The following is a 20,567-nucleotide window of genomic DNA, read 5'->3' as shown; positions in this document are numbered from 1 at the left end:
TAAATTTCCCCGCCCGGATCACGTCACTTCGTTGAACTGTCGACGATTATCGTGAGCCTGACCCATGTCCAATCTGAATGATCTGACTGCCCTGGCGTTGCCCTCGGGCAGTCAACTCCAAGCCGATGCCACCGAAAGCCGTCTGAGCTTGAGCCTGGACGGACAACCGCTGATTCGTCTGCGCCTCGACCGTGAGGCCAAAGGGCCGATCCAGCTCGATGAGCGCTTTGCGCTGCTGCCGGGCCAGGCGCTATGGGTTGCTTGCTACTGGCTGTTCGCCCGGGATCCTGAGTGCCAGCAATTGACCTGGCAACTGGATCAGCCACCGACCGAAGCCCTGCTCAGCGGTTTGCTGGTGGCGACCGACGTGGCGGGCGAGTACCGCTGCGAACGCACGTTGTTCTGGCAGCTGCCGCAGCCGTGGCTTGGCGCATCGCTGGCCGGCAGCTATCCGCAGCAAATGGTCATCAGTGCCGGCAAGCGTCATCCGCTGCGACCGCTGAAGCCGCGGGGTGAAGTCTATCGACGTTTCGACGCGCGGCTGGGGGCGTGGATTTCCTTGCGCACGGTCGAGATCGAAGAAGACTTGCCGCGATTCAACCGCTGGCAGAACAGCCCGCGCGTTGCCAGTTTCTGGCAGGAAGAGGGCAGTATCGAAAAGCATCGCGAGTACCTGAGCAAACTCGACGCTGACCCGCATACGCTGACCTTGATCGGTTGTTTCGATGATCAGCCGTTTGCCTATTTCGAAGCCTACTGGGCCAAGGAAGATCGCATTGCGCCGTTTTATGACGCCGACAATTACGATCGCGGTATTCACATGCTGGTCGGTGAAGAGGATCACCGTGGGCCGCACAAAGTGGCGAGCTGGTTATCGGCGCTGGTGCATTACCTGTTTCTCGATGATCCGCGCACGCAACGCGTGGTCGCCGAACCTCGGGCGGACAACGCGAAGATGATCGGCCATATGCAGAATCAGTGTTTCCACTGCGAGAAGGAATTCGACTTCCCGCACAAGCGCGCGGCGCTGATGATCCTGGGGCGTGAGCGGTTTTTTGATCGGTGCAAGCTGGCGTGAGGTGATCGGGCTTGGGATCTTTGTGAATTTGAGTCCGTCTTCGCGAGCAAGCTCGCTCCCACATTGGATCTGTGTACGCAGAACCCATGTGGGAGCGAGCTTGCTCGCGAATGGCTTGACGCCGAATTCAGGTCTTAACGACGACCGGCAATCACCGCATCCCGACGACTGCCCGAGACCTTGCGGCAGTGCACCAGCGCATCACGAATCATGAAGTTGACCAGGGTTGGCGAAACGCCCAGTTCCTTGGCGATATCCTTTTGCGGCACGCCGTGCAGGCGGTACATCTCGAACGCATAGCGAGTGCGGCTGGGCAGTTCGGTCAGTGCGTCGGCGATGTTTTCCAGGGTCGAGAAGTTGATGTGCGAGGTTTCCGGTGAAGCACCCTGGATGACCACATTCAGCCCTTCCTCTTCAGGGCCGGAGTACTTCTGTTCCAGCGCCTGTTTGCGGTAGTGATCGATGGCGAGGTTGCGCACGATCTGGAACAGATAACTCAGTTGAGCCTTGATCGACGAAGTGATAGGTGGCGCCGACTGCAGTCGGAAAAACGCATCCTGCACCACATCTTCGGCGCGCGAGCGGCAGCCGGTAATGCGGGCTGCAATCTTGACCAGAATCAGCCGATTGTCGACGAATGCCTGAAGTAGCGGTGAATCGCACCTGCTTGTGGATACTTGTTCCGTCATGGAAATCACCTTGCTGCCAATAGGTTAGTGGGACGCCTGGGGGGCGGGGCCGTCCTACACATCGAGCGACAAATTATGTTGAATGATAATGATTGTCAATTGAGAAAGAGAATTAATGATCCACAACAGTGCATTCTGAGAACTGCGACACGCCGCCACACCCCAGCCCCATTGGCGATCCAGCCTGCCGACTAATTATTTCAAGACGTCATCCGTTCTCATTGGTGAATGGTTCCGGGTGCATATCCCCGGCCAGACAGCATTCCGATGCCTTGCGCGGTCGGCATAGACCGCGCCCTGCATGCCCTTCGAAGGGTGTGACGCAGCAACCCGATTCCATTAGCAAGCCGAATTCAGGCAGGAAACCTCATGACCCACGCGTTCGAACTCCCCAGCACCCTGGTCCAAGCCCTCCAGCGCCGCGCGGCTCTGACGCCGGATCAACTGGCCTTGCGTTTTCTCGCCGAGAACGAAGAGCAGGCTGTGGTACTCAGTTATCGCGAACTGGATCAGCACGCGCGAACGATTGCTGCCGCGTTGCAGGCTGAGGCTGAATTCGGTGATCGCGCGGTATTGCTGTTTCCCAGTGGCCCGGACTATGTCGCGGCGTTTTTTGGTTGCCTGTACGCCGGCGTGATCGCGGTACCGGCCTATCCGCCGGAGTCGGCGCGTCGGCATCACCAGGAGCGTTTGCTGTCGATCATCGCTGACGCCGAGCCGCGTCTGCTTTTGACCAGTGCTGACCTGCGCGACGCCTTGCAACAGATCGAAGGCGCGCCGCCACTGTTGTGCGTCGACATGCTCGACAGCGCTCAAGCCGAAAACTGGGTCGAAACGAGCCTGCCGCAAGACCACATCGCCTTCCTGCAATACACCTCCGGTTCCACCGCACTGCCCAAAGGCGTGCAGGTCAGCCACGGCAATCTGGTCGCCAACGAACTGTTGATCCGTCATGGTTTCGGCATCGACGTGAATCCGGACGACGTCATCGTCAGCTGGCTGCCGCTGTATCACGACATGGGTTTGATCGGTGGTCTGCTGCAACCGATCTTCAGCGGCGTGCCGTGCATCCTGATGTCGCCGGCGTATTTCCTCGGCCGACCATTGCGCTGGCTCGAAGCGATCAGCGAATACGGCGGCACCATCAGCGGCGGGCCGGACTTCGCTTATCGCTTGTGCAGCGAACGGGTCAGTGAGTCGGCCCTCGAACGTCTCGATCTGAGCCGTTGGCGCGTGGCGTACTCCGGCTCCGAACCGATCCGTCTGGACACCCTTGAACGCTTCGCCGAGAAGTTCACCGCGTGCGGTTTCAGTGCAGACAATTTCATGGCCTCGTACGGTCTGGCCGAAGCCACACTGTTCGTCGCCGGCACCCCGCGCGGCACCGGGATTCCTGCGCTGCGCGTCGACGATCAGGCGTTGGCGCAAAATCGCGCGGAGCCGGGCGAAGGCAGCCCGATCATGAGTTGCGGCATCAGCCAACCCGAGCATGCGGTGCTGATCGTCGAACCAAACTCCCTCGCAGAACTGGCCGACAACGCCGTCGGTGAAGTCTGGGCTGCCGGCCCAAGTATCGCTCACGGTTACTGGCGCAACCCCGAAGCCAGCGCCAAGACTTTTGTCCAGCACGCCGGCCGTACCTGGTTGCGCACCGGTGACCTCGGCTTCATGCGCAACGGTGAGCTATTCATCACCGGTCGCCTGAAAGACATGCTGATCGTACGTGGCCACAACCTGTATCCGCAGGACATCGAGAAGACCGTCGAGAACGAAGTGGAAGTGGTGCGCAAGGGCCGCGTCGCCGCATTTGCCGTCAGCCAAAATGGCGAAGAGGGCATCGGCATTGCAGCGGAAATCAGCCGCAGCGTGCAGAAAATCCTCCCCCCGGAAGCCTTGATCAAAGCCATTCGCCAAGCGGTAGCCGAGGCGTATCAGGAGGCACCAAGCGTGGTGGTGCTGCTCAATCCGGGTGCGCTGCCGAAAACCTCCAGCGGCAAATTGCAGCGCTCGGCCTGCCGCAATCGTCTGGCCGATGGCAGTCTCGACAGCTACGCGGTGTTCCCTTCGACGGCGTCTGAAAGCCAAGAGTCGACCACCAGCGCCTCCGAACTCGAAGCCTTGATCGGCAAAATCTGGGCCGAGCAACTCAACCTCAAACAGGTCAATGCCGACGATCATTTCTTCCTGCTTGGCGGCAACTCGATCGCCGCCACGCAAGTTATCGCCCGCGTCCGCGGAGAACTCGCGCTTGAGCTGAACCTGCGCCTGCTCTTCGAAGCGCCGACGCTGGCCGCGTTCGCCGCTGCTGTCGCGCAACAACAGCAGGACGGCGGTAGCGCTCAAGGGGCAATCACCGCACTGTCGCGCAGCGAGCCGGTGCCGCAATCGCTGGCACAAAACCGTTTGTGGATCACCTGGCAACTCGACCCACAGAGCAGCGCCTACAACATTCCCGGTGCCCTGCGTTTACGCGGCGAACTGGACGAAGACGCCTTGCGCGCCAGCTTCCAGCAATTGATCGAGCGCCACGAATCCCTGCGCACACGCTTCTTCGAACGCGACGGCGTGGCTCTGCAACAAGTCGCTGCCGCCGCCGAATTCAATCTGCAACTGATCGACATCAGCGATCTGCCGGCCCATGAGCGTGAAGCCCGCGCGCAGCAAATCCGCGAAGACGAAGCACGCAGTCAGTTCGACCTGGAAAAAGGCCCGCTGCTGTGGGTGACGCTGGTGCGTCTCGACGACGAAGATCATCAACTGCTGGTGACCCTGCACCACATCATCGCCGACGGCTGGTCGCTGAACGTGTTGATCGACGAGTTCTCGCGCCTTTACGCCGCCGCTACGCAAGGCGCGACCGCGACCCTTGCGCCGCTGCCAACCCAGTACGCCGACTACGGTAGCTGGCAGCGCCAATGGCTGGCGCAAGGCGAGGGCGAGCGGCAACTGGCGTACTGGAAAGCGCAGTTGGGCGACGAACATCCATCACTGGAACTGGCCACCGATTACCCACGATCCGCCAAGCAAACGCATAGCGCCGCGCGCCATACCGTGCGACTGGGCGTCAGCCTCAGCGATGCGATCCGCAACACGGCTCAGGCTCACGAGTCGACACCGTTCATGCTGCTGCTCTCGGCATTCCAGAGCCTGCTGCATCGCTACAGCGGTCAGCGCGACATCCGCATCGGCGTGCCGAATGCCAACCGTCCACGCCTGGAAACCCAGGGTCTGATCGGCTTCTTCATCAACACCCAAGTACTGCGCGCGCAGATCGATTCGCGTCTGCCGTTTGTTGAGCTGTTAGCCCAGACTCGCCAAGCCGCACTCGGTGCCCAGGCGAATCAGGATCTGCCCTTCGAACAACTCCTCGAAGCCTTCCCGCAGGCCCGTGAACAAGGCCTGTTCCAGGTCATGTTCAACCATCAGCAGCGCGATCTGAGTGCGCTCAAGCGTCTGCCGGGTCTGCTCGCCGAAGAACTGCCGTGGCACAGCCGCGAAGCCAAGTTCGATTTGCAATTGCACAGCGAAGAAGATCGGAATGGTCGGTTGACCTTGTCATTCGACTACGCCAGCGAACTGTTCGGAGTGGCGACCATCGAACGTCTGGCCGAGCACTTCAGCAACCTGTTGCGCGAAGTCTGTGAACGTCCGGAGCAAGCCATTGGCGATCTGCAATTGCTGACCACCACTGAGCAGGCTCAGCAAAAAGACTGGGGCGTAGCCCCCTGCACCCCGGCGCAACAATGGCTGCCTGAACTGCTCAACGAACAGGCGCGGCAGACCCCGGAACGCACCGCTCTGGTGTGGAACGGCGGCAGTCTCGACTTCGCCGAACTGCACACCCAGGCCAACCGCCTCGCCCATTATCTGCGCGATAAAGGCGTCGGCCCGGATGTCTGCGTGGCCATCGCCGCCGAGCGTTCGCCACAACTGTTGATCGGCCTGCTGGCGATCATCAAGGCCGGCGGCGCTTATGTGCCGCTGGACCCGGATTACCCGGCCGATCGGCTGGCCTACATGCTCAGCGACAGCGGCGTCGAATTGCTCCTGACGCAAACTGAGTTGCTCGAGCGCTTGCCGGCCAGCGACGGCGTCAGCGTGATCGCCATGGACGCCTTGCACCTGGAAAACTGGCCGAGCCAGGCACCAGGCCTGCACTTGCACGGCGACAACCTCGCTTACGTGATTTACACCTCGGGCTCCACCGGCCAACCGAAAGGCGTCGGCAACACCCACGCGGCACTGGCTGAACGTCTGCAATGGATGCAGGACGCATACGCTCTCAATGAAACCGATGTGCTGATGCAAAAGGCCCCGATCAGTTTCGACGTGTCGGTGTGGGAATGCTTCTGGCCGTTGATCACTGGTGCTCGTCTGCTGATCGCCGGTCCCGGTGAACACCGCGATCCGCATCGCATCGCGCAACTGGTTCAGGAATATGGCGTGACCACGCTGCACTTTGTGCCGCCGCTGCTTTCGCTGTTCATCGACGAACCGCTGAGCGCCGAATGCACCAGCCTGCGCCGCGTGTTCTCCGGCGGTGAAGCGCTGCCGGCCGAACTGCGCAATCGCGTAATCGCGCAACTGCCAGTGGTGCAGTTGCACAACCGTTATGGCCCGACCGAAACCGCGATCAACGTCACCCATTGGCATTGCACCACTGCCGATGGCGAGCGCTCACCGATTGGCCGGCCGCTGGGCAACGTGATTTGCCGCGTGCTCGATGCCGAGCTGAATCCAGTGCCGGCCGGTGTGCCGGGTGAGCTGTGCATCAGCGGCGTTGGTCTGGCCCGTGGTTACCTCGGCCGTCCATCGTTGACCGCTGAACGCTTTGTGGTCGATCCATTGGGCGAGCAGGGCGCGCGGTTGTATCGCACCGGTGACCGCGCCCGTTGGACATCCGACGGCGTGATCGAATACCTCGGCCGCCTCGATCAACAGGTCAAGCTGCGTGGTTTCCGCGTCGAACCGGAAGAAATCCAAGCACGTCTGCTCGCCCAGGACGGCGTCGCCCAAGCCGTGGTGCTGGTGCGCGAAACCGCTGCCGGCGCGCAGCTGATCGGCTACTTCACCGCGACCGATATCAACGAAGATCACGACGGGCAAATCACTCGCCTGAAAACTGCTCTGGCCGCCGAGCTGCCCGAATACATGGTCCCGGCGCAACTGATGCGTCTCGACGCAATGCCCCTCAGCCCCAGCGGCAAACTCGACCGCCGCGCCTTGCCCGAACCGCAATGGCAAGTGCGTGAACACGTCGAACCGGTCACCGAACTGGAACAACAGATTGCCGCGATCTGGCGCGAAGTACTTGGCCTGAGCCAGGTCGGCCTGCGCGATGACTTCTTCGCCCTCGGCGGCCACTCGTTGCTGGCCACGCAAATCATCTCGCGCAGCCGTCAGGCCTGTGACGTCGAACTGCCGTTGCGCGCCTTGTTCGAACACAGCGAACTCGGAGATTTCGCCGAGCAAATCCGCTTGATCCAGGTCAGCGGCCGGACCAACAAACAGCCGCCAATCGACAAGGTTGATCGCAGCCAACCAGTGCCGTTGTCCTACTCGCAACAGCGCATGTGGTTCCTCTGGCAGATGGAGCCAGACAGCCCGGCGTACAACGTCGGCGGCATGGCGCGCCTGCGTGGTGTCCTGCACGTCGAGCGTTTCGAGGCCGCACTGCAAGCGCTGATCCTGCGCCATGAAACCCTGCGCACCACGTTCCCAAGCGTCGACGGCGTTGCCCGTCAGCAGGTGCATGCCGAAACCGGCGTGCGCATGGGCTGGAAGGATTTCTCAAAACTTGCCGCCGATGTGCGCGAGCAAAAGGTTCAGCAACTGGCCGATGAAGAAGCGCATCTGCCGTTCGATCTGGAAACCGGCCCGCTGTTACGCGCCTGCCTTGTGAAAACTGCCGAGCACGAGCATTACTTCGTGCTGACCTTGCACCACATCGTCACCGAAGGCTGGGCGATGGACATCTTCGCCCGCGAACTCAGTGCGTTGTACGAAGCGTTTGTCGACGACCGCGATTCGCCGCTTGAGCCGCTGCCGGTGCAATACCTCGACTACAGCGTCTGGCAGCGCAACTGGCTGGAATCCGGTGAGCGTCAGCGCCAACTCGATTACTGGACTGCGCAACTCGGCCGTGAACATCCGCTGCTGGAATTGCCCGGCGATCGTCCGCGTCCGCCAGTGCAAAGCCATCAGGGCGAACTGTTCCGCTTCGACCTGAGCGATGACCTCGCCGCGCGCGTTCGTGCGTTCAATGCGCAAAACGGTCTGACCCTGTTCATGACCATGACCGCCGCGCTCGCTACACTGCTTTACCGCTACAGCGGCCAGACCGATCTGCGCATCGGCGCACCAGTGGCCAACCGTATACGTCCGGAAAGCGAAGGGCTGATCGGTGCCTTCCTCAACACCCAGGTTCTGCGTTGCCAACTCGACGGCATGATGTCGGTCGGCGAATTGTTCGAGCAGGTGCGTCACACCGTGATCGAAGGCCAGTCGCATCAGGATCTGCCGTTCGATCATCTGGTCGAAGCCTTGCAACCGCCGCGCAGCGCTGCGTACAACCCGCTGTTCCAAGTGATGTGCAATGTGCAGCGCTGGGAATTCCAGCAGAGCCGCATGCTTGCCGGTATGACCGTCGAGTACCTGGCCAACGATGCGCGGGCGACCAAATTCGACCTCAACCTGGAAGTCACCGACCTCGATCATCGCCTCGGTTGCTGCCTGACCTACAGCACTGATCTGTTCGATGAGCCGACCATCGCGCGCATGGCCAAACATTGGCGCAATCTGCTTGAAGCGCTGATCGCCGATCCGCAACAGCGTCTCAGCGAATTGCCGCTGCTCGATCAACCGGAGCAACAGCAGCTGCTCGACAGCCTTGGCATCGAGCCGGGCGAGCATCGTCTCGACCAGTGCATTCATCACCTGTTCGCCGAACAGGCGCTGGCGCGCAAAGACGCGCCAGCCCTGACCTTCGCCGGGCAGACCCTGAGCTACGCCGATCTCGATGCCCGCGCCAATCGTCTGGCCTGGGCCCTGCGAGAGCGTGGTGTCGGCCCGCAAGTGCGGGTCGGTCTGGCGCTGGAGCGTTCGCTGGAAATGGTCATCGGCCTGCTGGCGATTCTCAAGGCCGGTGGCGCGTACGTGCCGCTGGACCCGGAATACCCGCTCGACCGTCTGCATTACATGATCGAAGACAGCCGCATCGGCCTGCTGCTCAGTGATCGCGCCATGTTCAAAGCCCTCGGCGATCTACCGCCAAGCGTGGCGCGTTGGAGCCTGGAAGATGACAGCGCGGCACTCGCCGCTTACCCGGCCAGCGAGCTGCCATTTATCAGCCTGCCGCAGCATCAGGCCTACCTGATTTACACCTCGGGCTCGACCGGCAAGCCGAAAGGCGTGGTGGTCTCCCACGGCGAAATCGCCATGCACTGCCAAGCCGTGATCGAGCGTTTCGGCATGCGCCCGGATGACTGCGAACTGCACTTCTATTCGATCAACTTCGATGCCGCGACCGAGCGTCTGCTGGTACCGCTGCTCAGCGGCGCGCAGGTGGTGTTGCGTGCGCAAGGTCAGTGGGACGCGGAAGAAATCTGCGGCTTGATCCGCACGCATAAAATCAACGTGCTCGGTTTCACCCCGAGCTACGGCAGCCAGTTGGCGCAGTTCCTCTCGACGCAAAACGAAATTTTGCCGGTGCGGATGATCATCACCGGTGGCGAAGCGCTGACCGGCGAGCATCTGCAACGGATTCGCGCGGCGTTCAAACCGGCGATGTTCTTCAACGCCTACGGCCCGACCGAAACCGTGGTCATGCCGCTGGCCAGTCTGGCGCCGGAAGTGCTGGAAGAGGGCGCTGGCAGTGTGCCGATCGGTAGCGTGATCGGTGCGCGCGTGGCGTACATTCTCGACGCCGATCTGGCGCTGGTGCCGCAAGGCGCGACCGGTGAGTTGTTCGTCGGCGGCGCCGGTCTGGCCCAGGCCTATCACGACCGTCCGGGCATTACGGCTGAGCGCTTTGTCGCTGACCCGTTCGCCACCGATGGCGGGCGCATGTACCGCACCGGCGACCTGGTGCGCCAGCGTGCCGACGGTTTGGTGGAATACCTGGGCCGGATCGACCATCAGGTGAAAATCCGTGGTTTCCGCATCGAACTGGGCGAAATCGAAACGCGCCTGCTTGATCACGACTCGATCCGCGAAGCCGTGGTGCTCGCCCTCGATGCGCCGAGCGGCAAACAACTGGTGGGCTATCTGGTCACCGAAGTGGCTGAGCAAAGTGAATCCAAACAGGCCGCACTGCGCGACGCGCTGAAGTCGCATCTCAAAGCACAACTGCCGGATTACATGGTGCCGACCCACCTGATTCTGCTGGCGAGCATGCCGCTGACCGCCAACGGCAAACTCGATCGTCGTGCGCTGCCGGCGCCGGATCCTGAGTTGAGTCGTCAGGACTACGTCGCGCCGAGCAACGAGCTGGAGCAGACCCTGGCGCAGATCTGGTGCGAGGTGCTCAACGTCGAACAGGTCGGCCTCAACGACAACTTCTTCGAACTCGGCGGTGACTCGATTCTGTCGATCCAAGTGGTCAGCCGTGCACGCCAGCAAGGTATTCATTTCAGCCCGCGTGATCTGTTCCAGCATCAGACCGTGCAGACCCTGGCCGCTGTGGCCAGCCGCACCGAACAAGTGACGGCCGAGCAAGGTCTGGTGGTCGGCGAATCGCGCCTGACGCCGATTCAGCATTGGTTCTTCGATACCGAAATCCCTGAACGTCAGCACTGGAATCAGGCGTTGTTGCTGGAGCCGACCGTGACCCTCGAACCGCAGCGTCTGGAGCAGGCGCTGCTGGCGGTGGTCGAGCAGCATGACGCCTTGCGTCTGCGCTTCAGTGAGGTCAATGGCGAGTGGCAAGCGGCGCACCAACCGGTGTCCGATGCCGCTGTTCTCTGGCAAGTACGCGTCACCTCGATGGACAAGTGCGAAGCGTTGTTCGCTGATGCCCAACGCAGTCTTGATCTGGAAAACGGCCCGCTGCTTCGCGCCGTGCTGGTCGATGGCCCTGAAGGTCAACAACGCCTGTTTATCGCCATCCATCACTTGGTCGTCGACGGCGTGTCGTGGCGCGTTCTGCTCGACGATCTGCAAACGGTGTATCGCCAACTCGACGCCGAACAAGCGGTGAAACTGCCGGCGAAAACCAGCGCCTTCAAAGACTGGGCCGCGCGTTTGCAAGCTTACGCCGGCAGTGAATCCCTGCGCGAAGAACTCGACTGGTGGCAGACTCAACTGGCCGGTCAGAACGCCGATTTGCCTTGCGAAAATCCGCAGGGCGGCCAGCAGAATCGTCACGCGCAAACCGTCAGCGTGCGCCTCGATGCCGAGCACACCCAACAGTTGCTGCAACGGGCTCCGGCGGCTTACCGCACGCAGGTCAACGATCTGCTGCTGACCGCACTGGCCCGTGTGCTGTGTCTCTGGAGCGGGCAACCGTCGGCGCTGGTTCAACTGGAAGGCCACGGCCGCGAAACCCTGTTCGACGAGATCGACCTGACCCGCACCGTCGGCTGGTTCACCAGCGCTTACCCGCTGCGTCTGACCCCGCACAACATCGAAGAGGCCGCCGGGCAGGGCGCCTCGATCAAGGCGATCAAAGAACAACTGCGCGCCGTGCCGCATAAAGGTCTGGGTTATGGCGTGTTGCGTTATCTGGCTGATGACCTCAGTCAGCGCAGCATGGCCGCGCTGCCGCAGGCGCCGGTGACCTTTAACTACCTCGGCCAGTTCGACCAGAGCTTCGGCAGCGATGCGCTGTTCCGTCCGCTGGATGAGTCGGTCGGAGCCGCCCACGATCCGCAGGCGCCATTGCCGAACGAGTTGAGCGTCGACAGCCAGGTTTACGGCGGTGAGCTGCTGCTGCGCTGGACCTTCAGCGCCGAGCGTTACGAGACGCAGACCATCAACGATCTGGCCGATGCCTACCTCGGTGAACTGCAAAGCCTGATCGCCCATTGCCTGCAAGACGAGGCCGGTGGCCTGACGCCGTCGGACTTCCCGCTGGCCAGGCTGACTCAGGCGCAACTCGATGCTTTGCCAGTGCCAGCCGCGCACATCGAGGACGTCTACCCGCTGACGCCGATGCAGGAAGGCATGTTGCTGCACACCTTGCTCGAACCGGGCACCGGTCTGTACTACATGCAGGATCGCTACCGCATCAACAGCGAACTCGACGCTGAGCGTTTCGCCCAGGCCTGGCAAGCGGTGATTGCTCGCCACGAAGCGCTGCGCGCGTCGTTCTGCTGGAACGTCGGCGAAGATATGCTGCAAGTGATTCACACCCCGGGTCGCACGCCGATCGAGTATCTGGACTGGAGCGCCATTGCCGAAACCGAGCAGGAACCAAAGCTGCAAGCGCTGCTGAAAAACGAGCGCGAGGCCGGGTTCGATCTGCTCAATCAGGCACCGTTCCACCTGCGTCTGATCAAGGTCGGTGCGGCGCGTTACTGGTTCATGATGAGCAACCACCACATCCTCATCGATGCCTGGTGCCGTTCGTTGCTGATGAACGACTTCTTCGAGATCTACACTGCGATGGGCGAGGGTCGTGAAGCGCAACTCGCCGTGCCGCCTCGTTATCGCGATTACATCGGTTGGCTGCAACGCCAGAGTCTGGCCGAAGCGCGGCAGTGGTGGCAGCAGAACCTGCAAGGCTTCGAGCGCACTACGCCGATCCCGAGCGATCGTCCGTTCCTGCGTGAACATGCTGGCGAAAGCGGCGGGATGATCGTCGGCGACCGCTACACCCGCCTCAATGTCGAGGACGGCGCGCGTCTGCGTGAACTGGCGCAGGCCCATCAATTGACCATCAACACCTTCGCTCAAGCGGCGTGGGCTTTGGTGCTGCGGCGCATGAGCGGCGATCGTGACGTGCTGTTCGGCGTGACCGTGGCCGGGCGTCCGGTGGATATGCCGGAAATGCAACGCACGGTCGGCCTGTTCATCAACAGTATTGCGCTGCGAGTGAAAATGCCTGAGGACGATCAGCGCAGCAGTGTGCGTCAGTGGCTCAGTGCTTTGCTCGACAGCAACATGCAGTTGCGCGAGTACGAATACCTGCCGCTGGTGAACATTCAGGAACAGAGCGAATTGCCGAAGGGCCAGCCGCTGTTCGACAGCCTGTTCGTCTTCGAAAACGCCCCGGTGGAAGTCTCGGTGCTCGATCGCGCGCAGAGCCTGAACGCAACCTCGGACTCGGGCCGTACGCACACCAACTTCCCGCTGACGGCGGTGTGCTACCCGGGCGATGACCTCGGTCTGCACCTGTCGTATGACCAGCGCTATTTCGACGAATCGACCATCGAGCGCATGCTCGGCGAGTTCAAGCGTTTGCTGTTGGCGCTGGTCGATGGCTTCCATGGCGACATGGCCGATCTGCCGCTGTTGGGCGCCGAGGAACAGGACTTCCTGCTGCACGGTTGCAACCAGAGTGCCCACGATTATCCGCTGGAGCAGAGCTACGTTGCGCTGTTCGAAGCTCAAGTTGCCGCGCATCCGCAGCGCATCGCCGCTACATGCCTTGACCAGCAGCAGAGCTATGCCGAACTGAACCACAACGCCAACCGACTCGGCCATGCACTGGTCGCTGCGGGTGTGCAGATGGATCAACCGGTGGCGCTGCTCGCCGAGCGTAATCTCGATCTGCTGGGCATGATCATCGGCAGCTTCAAGGCTGGCGCGGGTTACCTGCCACTGGATCCGGGCCTGCCGAGCCAGCGTCTGCAGCGCATCATCGAGCTGAGTCGCACGCCGGTGCTGGTCTGCTCTAAAACATGCTTTGAACAGGCGCAGACCTTGCTGGATGAATTCAGCTGCGCCAATCGCCCGCGCTTGCTGGTGTGGGAGGAGATTCAGGCGGCAGCGACTTCGGCGCAGAACCTGGGCATTTACAGCGGCCCGGACAACCTCGCCTACGTGATCTACACCTCGGGTTCGACCGGCCTGCCGAAAGGCGTGATGGTCGAGCAGCGCGGCATGCTCAACAATCAGTTGAGCAAGGTGCCTTACCTGAATCTGAGTGACGCCGATGTGATTGCGCAGACCGCTTCGCAAAGCTTCGATATTTCGGTCTGGCAGTTCCTTGCCGCACCGTTGTTCGGCGCGCGCGTGGACATCGTGCCGAACACCATCGCCCACGATCCGCAAGGGTTGCTGGTGCATGTGCAAGCGCAGGGCATCACCGTGCTGGAGAGCGTGCCGTCGCTGATTCAGGGCATGCTCGCCTCGGATCGTCTGAGTCTGGATGGCCTGCGCTGGATGCTGCCGACCGGTGAAGCGATGCCACCGGAGCTGGCGCACCAGTGGCTGCTGCGTTACCCGGACATCGGTCTGGTCAACGCTTACGGCCCGGCGGAATGCTCTGACGACGTGGCGTTCTTCCGCGTCGACATGGCGTCGACGCGCGGCAGTTACTTGCCGATCGGCACGCCGACCGACAACAACTTGCTGTATCTGGTCGACGGCGCGCTGGACCTGGTGCCCTTGGGCGCGGTGGGTGAGTTGTGTGTGGCGGGGACCGGCGTCGGTCGCGGTTATGTCAGCGATCCGCTGCGCACCGCGCCAGTGTTTGTGCCGAACCCGTTCGGTGCGCCGGGCGAGCGTCTGTACCGCACCGGCGATCTGGCGCGGCGCCGCAGCGACGGTGTGCTGGAGTACGTTGGCCGCGTCGACCATCAGGTGAAGATTCGCGGTTATCGCATCGAGTTGGGTGAGATCGAAGCGCGCCTGCATGAACAGCCGGAAGTGCGCGATGGCGCGGTGGGTGTGCAGGAAGGCGTCAACGGTAAACACTTGGTCGGTTATCTGGTGGCTGCTGATAGCGCGCTGAGCCCGAGTGAACGACTGGAGCGGATCAAGCAGCGCCTGCGCGCCGAACTGCCGGAATACATGGTGCCGCTGCACTGGTTGTGGCTCGATCAGTTGCCGCTGAATGCCAACGGCAAACTCGACCGCAAAGCCTTGCCGGCGCTGGAGATCGGCCAGTTGCAGAGTCAGGATTATCTGGCGCCGCGCAATGATCTTGAGCAGACGCTGGCGGACATTTGGGCCGAGGTGCTGAAGGTCGAGCAGGTCGGTGTGCGCGATAACTTCTTCGAACTGGGCGGGCATTCGTTGCTGGCCACGCAGATCGCCTCGCGGGTGCAGAAATCCTTGCAACGTGATGTGCCGCTGCGAGCGATGTTCGAGTGCAGCACGGTGGAGGAACTGGCCGAGTACATTGATGGATTGGCGGCGAGTGATATCACCGAGGAGAAGGTCGATCGCCTGAATGATCTGATGGCGGAGTTGGAGGGCCTTTGATTCTTTAGTGCCTGCACTGGCCTCTTCGCGAGCAAGCTCGCTCCCACATTTGGTCCTGTGTACGCAGAACCAATGTGGGAGCGAGCTTGCTCGCGAAGGCGGCATCAGCATCACACAAACCGCATCATTTCCAAGGTTGACGACCAGCAACCGGCAGCTCAGTCTGCCGGTTCTCTTTTTTGTCGCGGGGGTGGTCGATGCCTTTTTTCACGGTGGACGGACAAGCGCTGCATTACATTGATCAAGGCACAGGCCCGGCGGTGTTGCTGGCTGGCAGCTACCTGTGGGATCACGCCATGTGGGCGCCACAGATTGCCGCGTTATCGCCGCACTATCGGGTGATTGCACTGGACCTGTGGGGGCACGGTGAGTCGGGGAAGTTGCCTGAAGGCACGACTTCACTGGACGACATCGCCCGTCAGGCGCAGGCCCTGCTCGATCATCTGGACATCGATCAGGTCACCCTCGTCGGGCTGTCGGTTGGCGGCATGTGGGGCGTGCGCCTGGCGTTGTCGGCACCGCAACGGCTCAACGGTCTGGTGCTGATGGACACGTATGTTGGTGTCGAGCCTGAGCCGACTCGTCAGTACTACTTCTCGCTGTTTAAACAGATCGAAGAAACCGGCGAAATTTCCGAGCAATTACTGGATATCGTCGTGCCGATCTTCTTCCGTCCTGGCATTGATCCGCAGTCGGCGCTGTATCAGGATTTTCGCGCGAAACTGGCGGCGTACTCGTCCGATCGTTTACGCGAAAGCATCGTACCGATGGGGCGTATCACCTTTGGTCGCGATGACTTGTTGCCACGGCTGGGTGAATTGAATGCGCCGACCACGCTGGTGCTGTGCGGCGATCAGGACAAACCACGACCACCGTCGGAAGCGCAGGAAATGGCTGAGTTGATCGGCTGCCCGTGGGTCTTGGTGCCGGAGGCGGGGCATATCTCCAATCTGGAGAATCCGCAGTTTGTCACCGAGGTGCTGTTTACCTTCCTCAGCGAGCGCAACCGTTAAACCGGGTGTCCGTTCTTCGCGAGCAGGCTCGCTCCCACAGTCAACATGATCCCTGTGGGAGCGAGCTTGCTCGCGAAGAGGCCGGTTCAGGCAATAAAGAATCCGAAGCTACTTAGGCCCGAGAATCTTCACCAACTTGTCCGGCGAAGGCGCGCCTTGCTGCTGCTGCAGTTCACCCTTGTCATCCATATAGAAGATTGCCGGCGTCGCCTGCAAATCGAGGTCTTCCATCAACTGCATGTTCGCCGCCAGTTTGCTCTGCACGGCCACCGGAATATCTTTCAAGGCTTTGAGCGAGCTGCCCTTGCCAGCCTTTTCGTGATCTTCCAGCGCCTTGGCCGGATCCTTCGCAGCCAGCAACGCGGCCGATTTACCCGGACTGTCTTCACGAATAATGCCGACCATGATGTGGCGCAGTTGCACCTTGCCGGCCTTGACCCATGGTCGCGCCTGTTCCCAGAACATGTTGCAGTAAGGACAGTTCGGATCGCTGAACAGGTACACGGTGCGCGGTGCATCCTTGTTGCCGTCCTGAATCCAGTTGCTCGCCTCGAACTTGGCCCAGGTTTCCTTGGCCATCGGCGCGTAAACCAGTTTTTGCAGTGGCTCGCTGCTCAGATCCTTGCCGTCAGCGTCGTACAGATTACCGAGCAACACGTGTTTGCCATCCGGGGTCAGGTACAGCGCCATGCCGCGGTTCTGATACTGCGCCGCATAACCGCGCAAGCCATCAGGGGCGTCGAACTGGCCGACGATTTTCGCGCCTTTGGCTTCGATCTGTTTGATCGCCGCAGGCAACTCTTCAGCGGCCTGCACCAACGGCAAGTGCAGCAGGGCGGTGCCCAGAGTCAGCGTCAGCAGGTGGCGGAGGCGGGGCATGGCAGTTTCCTTGCAGAGGTGGCCGGTGCAGTGGCCGGGTTCGAATTCGGGGTCGGGGTGGCGAAGTTTTCCAGCGCGCGCGCCAGGCTGGCGTTCGATAGTTCGCCTAAGTGACTGCTCAGCAGTCGACCGTCAGGGCTATAGAACAGCGTAGTCGGCAATGCCATGGAACCCACGGCCTGACCTAGCCGACCGCTGCGGTCGAACAGCACGTTGTTGAGGCTCAGGCCCTGGGTTTCGAGAAATGTCGCCACGCTTTGCATGCTTTCGGCCTGATTGACGAACAGGAAGGTCAGGTCGGGTCGTTGCTGCTGGGCGTTTTCCAGCACCGGCATCTCGCGTCGGCACGGTGGACACCAGGTCGCCCACAGATTGATCACTAGCGGGCCACCCTGATAGTCGCTGAGCTGGATGGTTTCTCCGGCGGCATTGCGCAGGGAGATGTCCGGCAATCGGGTGCCTTGTTCATAGATGTTCAACGACAGCGTCGCCAACAGCCAGAACGCTACACCGCTGGCCACCCCAAACCCCAGCGGGCGGCGCAAGCCCGGACGGCGCCAGCCGCGATACAGCGCCACCAGCAGCAACACAATCACACCCGGCCAGGCGAGGAAACCGCCATCACGCAAATCGATGATCTGCCACGGATCATTGCGATAGTGCGACCAGTACAGCAGCACAAAGGCAACTCGCGCTGCGAGCATGCCCAGCAGAAACAGGCTGAACAAGGCCGACTCGGGGTTATCGCCGCCACGCTTGGCCACCCGCCAGCCGACAAAGGTCGCCAGCGCCAGGGCACTGATCAGCAGCAGGTGATTAAGCGCAATGGCAAAGGTGCCGAGGGTCAAAGTCAGCATTAATTGGCTTCCCGGGTGGTAGCCCAGCGTTGCAGAAACGTATCGGCATCGACTTCGCCGGTGATGCGCTGGCTGCGGCGTTCTTCGCCATCCGTGCCGATCCAGACGAAGCTCGGTGGCCCCGGCACCTTGTAGCGGCTGAGCAATTCACGGCTGGCGGCATTGTCGGCAGTGACATCGAGGCGCAGCAGGCGCACGTCGCTCAACGCCTGCATGACCTTGTCTTTGCCGAATACCTGTTTCTCCATGACCTTGCACGACACACACCAGTCGGCGTAATAGTCGAGCAGTACCCACTGACCCTTGGCTTTGGCGGCATCGAGTTCACTTTGCAGTGCCGCCGGTTCCTTGATCGTGACGAATGCGTCATGCGCCGATGGCGCCGCCGCACTGGCGCGGCCGGCACTGTAGACCTGCAACGGCTGATACGGATCATCGCTGCCGCCCGCCGCACCAATCACCAGCAAACTGCCCCACAACCCGAGCAACAGCGAGGTTGCGCCGAACAATTGGGCAACGCGGCCAAAACCTTCGGACTGTTTCCAGGCGCAGAATGCGGCGATCAACAGCAATGCACCGCACAGACCCAGCCACAACGAAGCCTCCAGCACCGGACGCAACATCAACAGCGCGGTGGCAAGGAAGAGGAAACCGAACACGCCTTTGAGCAGGTTCATCCAGGCGCCGGGTTTGGGCAGGAAGCGATTGCCCACGGTCACCAGCAACAACAACGGCACACCGATGCCGATGCCCAGCGAGAACAGAATCAAGCCGCCGTGCAGTGCGTTGCCGCTCTGTGCGATATACAGCAACGCCCCCGCCAGCGGCGCGGTCATGCAAGGTCCGACCAACAAACCGGACAAGGCACCGAGCACCCCGGCACCGATCAGGCTGCCACCGCTGCGACTGCGCGAGGCGTGTTCGAGGCGGTCGCGCATGGCCACCGGCAGTTGCAGTTCAAAGAAGCCGAACATCGGCAAGGCCAGCACCACGAAGATCGCGGCAAACGTGCCGAGCAGCCACGGATTCTGCAACCACGCCTGCAGGTTTGCGCCGAGCAGCGCGGCAATCACGCCCATCGCCGCATACACCAGCGCCATGCAGATCACATAACTGCCGGCCAGCGCAAAACCGCGACGCGGGGTGGCACCACTGCCGACCACCATACCGGCCAGAATCGGCAGCATCGGCAATGTGCATGGGGTGAAGGCCAGCAACAGTCCGAGGCCGAAAAACACCAGCAGGCTCCAGCCCAGCGCCCGTTGTTGCAGGCTGCTGGCCAAGGCCTGATCGGGTGCTTCTGCACCTGCGGCCACCGCGGCCTTGCCGCCCAGGTCAATCACCCGGGTTTGCGGCGGATAGCACAGCCCCGCGTCGGCACAGCCCTGATAGCTGACCTTGATCTGGCCTGTGGCGGTTGCCGGGATTTTCACTTCCAGCCCCTGGCGATAGACCGGTTGTTCACCGAAGAACTCGTCGCTGTGGGATTCGCCTTCAGGCAGCGCGGGCTGCTGCTGCGCGCTCAGTCCATCGAATTTCAAGCGTTTCTGATACAGGTAATAGCCGTCGGTTATTTGCCAGAACAGCTGGGTTTCACCGGATTCCAGGCGTTCCGAGGTGAGCACGAATGCCTGGTCGACCGGCAGAAACTCCGGTTTTGTCTCAAACGGATTGTTTCCAGCCTGGGCCAGGCTGGAAATCAGCAGAGCAAAAAAGAGAAAAAAATGACGCATGGAGGAGCCTTGTCCCTGTGCAAGTGAGGTGCAGAATGGGCGGCGGCGATTAACCGATAATTAACCCTATCCTACAAGGCCCTCCGGTTTCGGCCAATCAGCCGCGCAGCAGTCCTGGCCAGTTCTGGTCATTGATGGTTTGCGGGCCGGAGACCAGACGGTCGGACTGAATGTTGTAAGTCAGGTATTGGTTGTCGGTCAGGAAAATGTACCAGTAGCTGTCGGCGAAAGTCCGGTCATTTTGCGCTGCCGTGATGATGCGGTCCTTGTACGGTTTCAGCGCCCCAAGTTGATAATCTCCGAAGGATTTGTAAGTCAGGGTCTTTGCCTTGTAGTTAAACGATAGATAGTGTCCGTCGTTCAGAATAAATCTGAACAGAAACGGCTGACCGGTCAGTTGGAACCAGGTACCGGCGATGATCTTGTCGAAGTAGGGCAGTATCGGCTTCCAGATCGAATCGGCAACTTTATAGAAGGCATCGACCTTGTCCTCGTCCTGGTTGTATTTACACACCACGGGTGTGGTTCCCTGATAGAAGAACAACCAGGCAATATCTTCATCGGACGAGGTGTTCCAGCCGAATGAAGTGGTTGTCAGTCCGAAACGCAAGTCTTTGGCATGGGGGCCAAAGCTGTCCCAGTTACCGCCGACCAATGCCGGATAGTTGGCGGATACCTTATTGTCACCGATATCGAATCGGGAATAGGTGTTGCTGTCCTTGAAGAAGAAATAAATACGATCAGGGCCGGAACGCCAATCGATCGCGACGAAGTTTGTTAGGTTAGGCATGTTTATTAAGTCCCTTTAAAGTTGTTGGTGTTTACCGGTCGAAAACTAAATGATCGAAGGGTTATTACATAGGGAGAATGTGTTTCTTTATTAGTGGGAAAGTTTCAGCGCAGAGTGAGTCCCAGCGTCAGGTGGCGCCCCGATGTTTTTGCCCGGCTTT

Annotated in this window: 8 protein-coding genes; 3 read left to right on the top strand and 5 right to left on the bottom strand. The window is 61.0% G+C overall.

Going from position 1 to position 20,567, the window contains the following annotated elements; all coding sequences use genetic code 11:
• Positions 1-64: 64 nt before the first annotated feature.
• Positions 65-1,078: a GNAT family N-acetyltransferase gene (locus GTU76_RS08325; RefSeq protein WP_180698417.1), complete on the top strand. Its 1,014-nt coding sequence runs from the start codon at positions 65-67 to the stop codon at positions 1,076-1,078.
• A 134-nt stretch (positions 1,079-1,212) separates the two neighbouring features.
• Here the strand turns inward: GTU76_RS08325 and GTU76_RS08320 are convergent, their stop codons facing one another.
• Entirely contained in the window at positions 1,213-1,767 is a 555-nt protein-coding gene (locus tag GTU76_RS08320; RefSeq protein WP_016985448.1) for an RNA polymerase factor sigma-70, read from the bottom strand.
• 369 nt (positions 1,768-2,136) lie between these two features.
• Here GTU76_RS08320 and GTU76_RS08315 point away from each other — a divergent pair, with 369 nt between their 5' ends.
• Together GTU76_RS08315 and GTU76_RS08310 are read left to right on the top strand one after the other, a co-directional pair.
• Positions 2,137-15,135: a non-ribosomal peptide synthetase gene (locus tag GTU76_RS08315; RefSeq protein WP_180698416.1), complete on the top strand. Its 12,999-nt coding sequence runs from the start codon at positions 2,137-2,139 to the stop codon at positions 15,133-15,135.
• Positions 15,136-15,332: 197 nt separating this feature from the next.
• Positions 15,333-16,148 carry an alpha/beta fold hydrolase gene (locus GTU76_RS08310; RefSeq protein WP_016985446.1) on the top strand — a complete coding sequence of 272 codons (816 nt, stop codon included), beginning with the start codon at positions 15,333-15,335 and terminating at the stop codon, positions 16,146-16,148.
• A gap of 108 nt (positions 16,149-16,256) precedes the next feature.
• On the opposite strand, the gene dsbG is transcribed toward GTU76_RS08310, so the two are convergent.
• The 4 genes from dsbG to GTU76_RS08290 all read right to left on the bottom strand — a co-directional run bounded on the left by dsbG (position 16,257) and on the right by GTU76_RS08290 (position 20,407).
• The gene (gene dsbG, locus GTU76_RS08305) at positions 16,257-17,027 is read right to left on the bottom strand and encodes a thiol:disulfide interchange protein DsbG (RefSeq protein ID WP_016985445.1); all 771 of its coding nucleotides are present in this window, start codon (positions 17,025-17,027) and stop codon (positions 16,257-16,259) included.
• On the bottom strand, positions 17,003-17,884 hold the full coding sequence (locus GTU76_RS08300) for a TlpA disulfide reductase family protein (protein WP_175553645.1): 882 nt from the start codon (positions 17,882-17,884) through the stop codon (positions 17,003-17,005). The genes dsbG and GTU76_RS08300 overlap by 25 nt, the downstream gene beginning before the upstream one ends.
• Positions 17,884-19,617 carry a protein-disulfide reductase DsbD gene (gene dsbD, locus GTU76_RS08295; protein ID WP_180698415.1) on the bottom strand — a complete coding sequence of 578 codons (1,734 nt, stop codon included), beginning with the start codon at positions 19,615-19,617 and terminating at the stop codon, positions 17,884-17,886. The genes GTU76_RS08300 and dsbD overlap by 1 nt, the downstream gene beginning before the upstream one ends.
• 97 nt (positions 19,618-19,714) lie before the next feature.
• Complete coding sequence (locus GTU76_RS08290; RefSeq protein WP_016985442.1) at positions 19,715-20,407, bottom strand: hypothetical protein; 693 nt, start codon at positions 20,405-20,407, stop codon at positions 19,715-19,717.
• Between the last annotated feature and the right edge of the window lie 160 nt (positions 20,408-20,567).

The sequence above is a fragment of the Pseudomonas crudilactis genome, from assembly GCF_013433315.1.
GTDB lineage: Bacteria > Pseudomonadota > Gammaproteobacteria > Pseudomonadales > Pseudomonadaceae > Aquipseudomonas > Aquipseudomonas crudilactis.
This window is presented reverse-complemented; position numbering and strand designations above follow the sequence as displayed.

Bases quoted from the DNA above. Each gene is read 5' to 3' on its own strand.
- GTU76_RS08325 (WP_180698417.1), top strand. From the start codon at position 65: ATGTCCAATCTGAATGATCTGACTGCCCTGGCGTTGCCCTCGGGCAGT.
- GTU76_RS08320 (WP_016985448.1), bottom strand. From the start codon at position 1,767: ATGACGGAACAAGTATCCACAAGCAGGTGCGATTCACCGCTACTTCAG.
- GTU76_RS08315 (WP_180698416.1), top strand. From the start codon at position 2,137: ATGACCCACGCGTTCGAACTCCCCAGCACCCTGGTCCAAGCCCTCCAG.
- GTU76_RS08310 (WP_016985446.1), top strand. From the start codon at position 15,333: ATGCCTTTTTTCACGGTGGACGGACAAGCGCTGCATTACATTGATCAA.
- dsbG (WP_016985445.1), bottom strand. From the start codon at position 17,027: ATGCCCCGCCTCCGCCACCTGCTGACGCTGACTCTGGGCACCGCCCTG.
- GTU76_RS08300 (WP_175553645.1), bottom strand. From the start codon at position 17,884: ATGCTGACTTTGACCCTCGGCACCTTTGCCATTGCGCTTAATCACCTG.
- dsbD (WP_180698415.1), bottom strand. From the start codon at position 19,617: ATGCGTCATTTTTTTCTCTTTTTTGCTCTGCTGATTTCCAGCCTGGCC.
- GTU76_RS08290 (WP_016985442.1), bottom strand. From the start codon at position 20,407: ATGCCTAACCTAACAAACTTCGTCGCGATCGATTGGCGTTCCGGCCCT.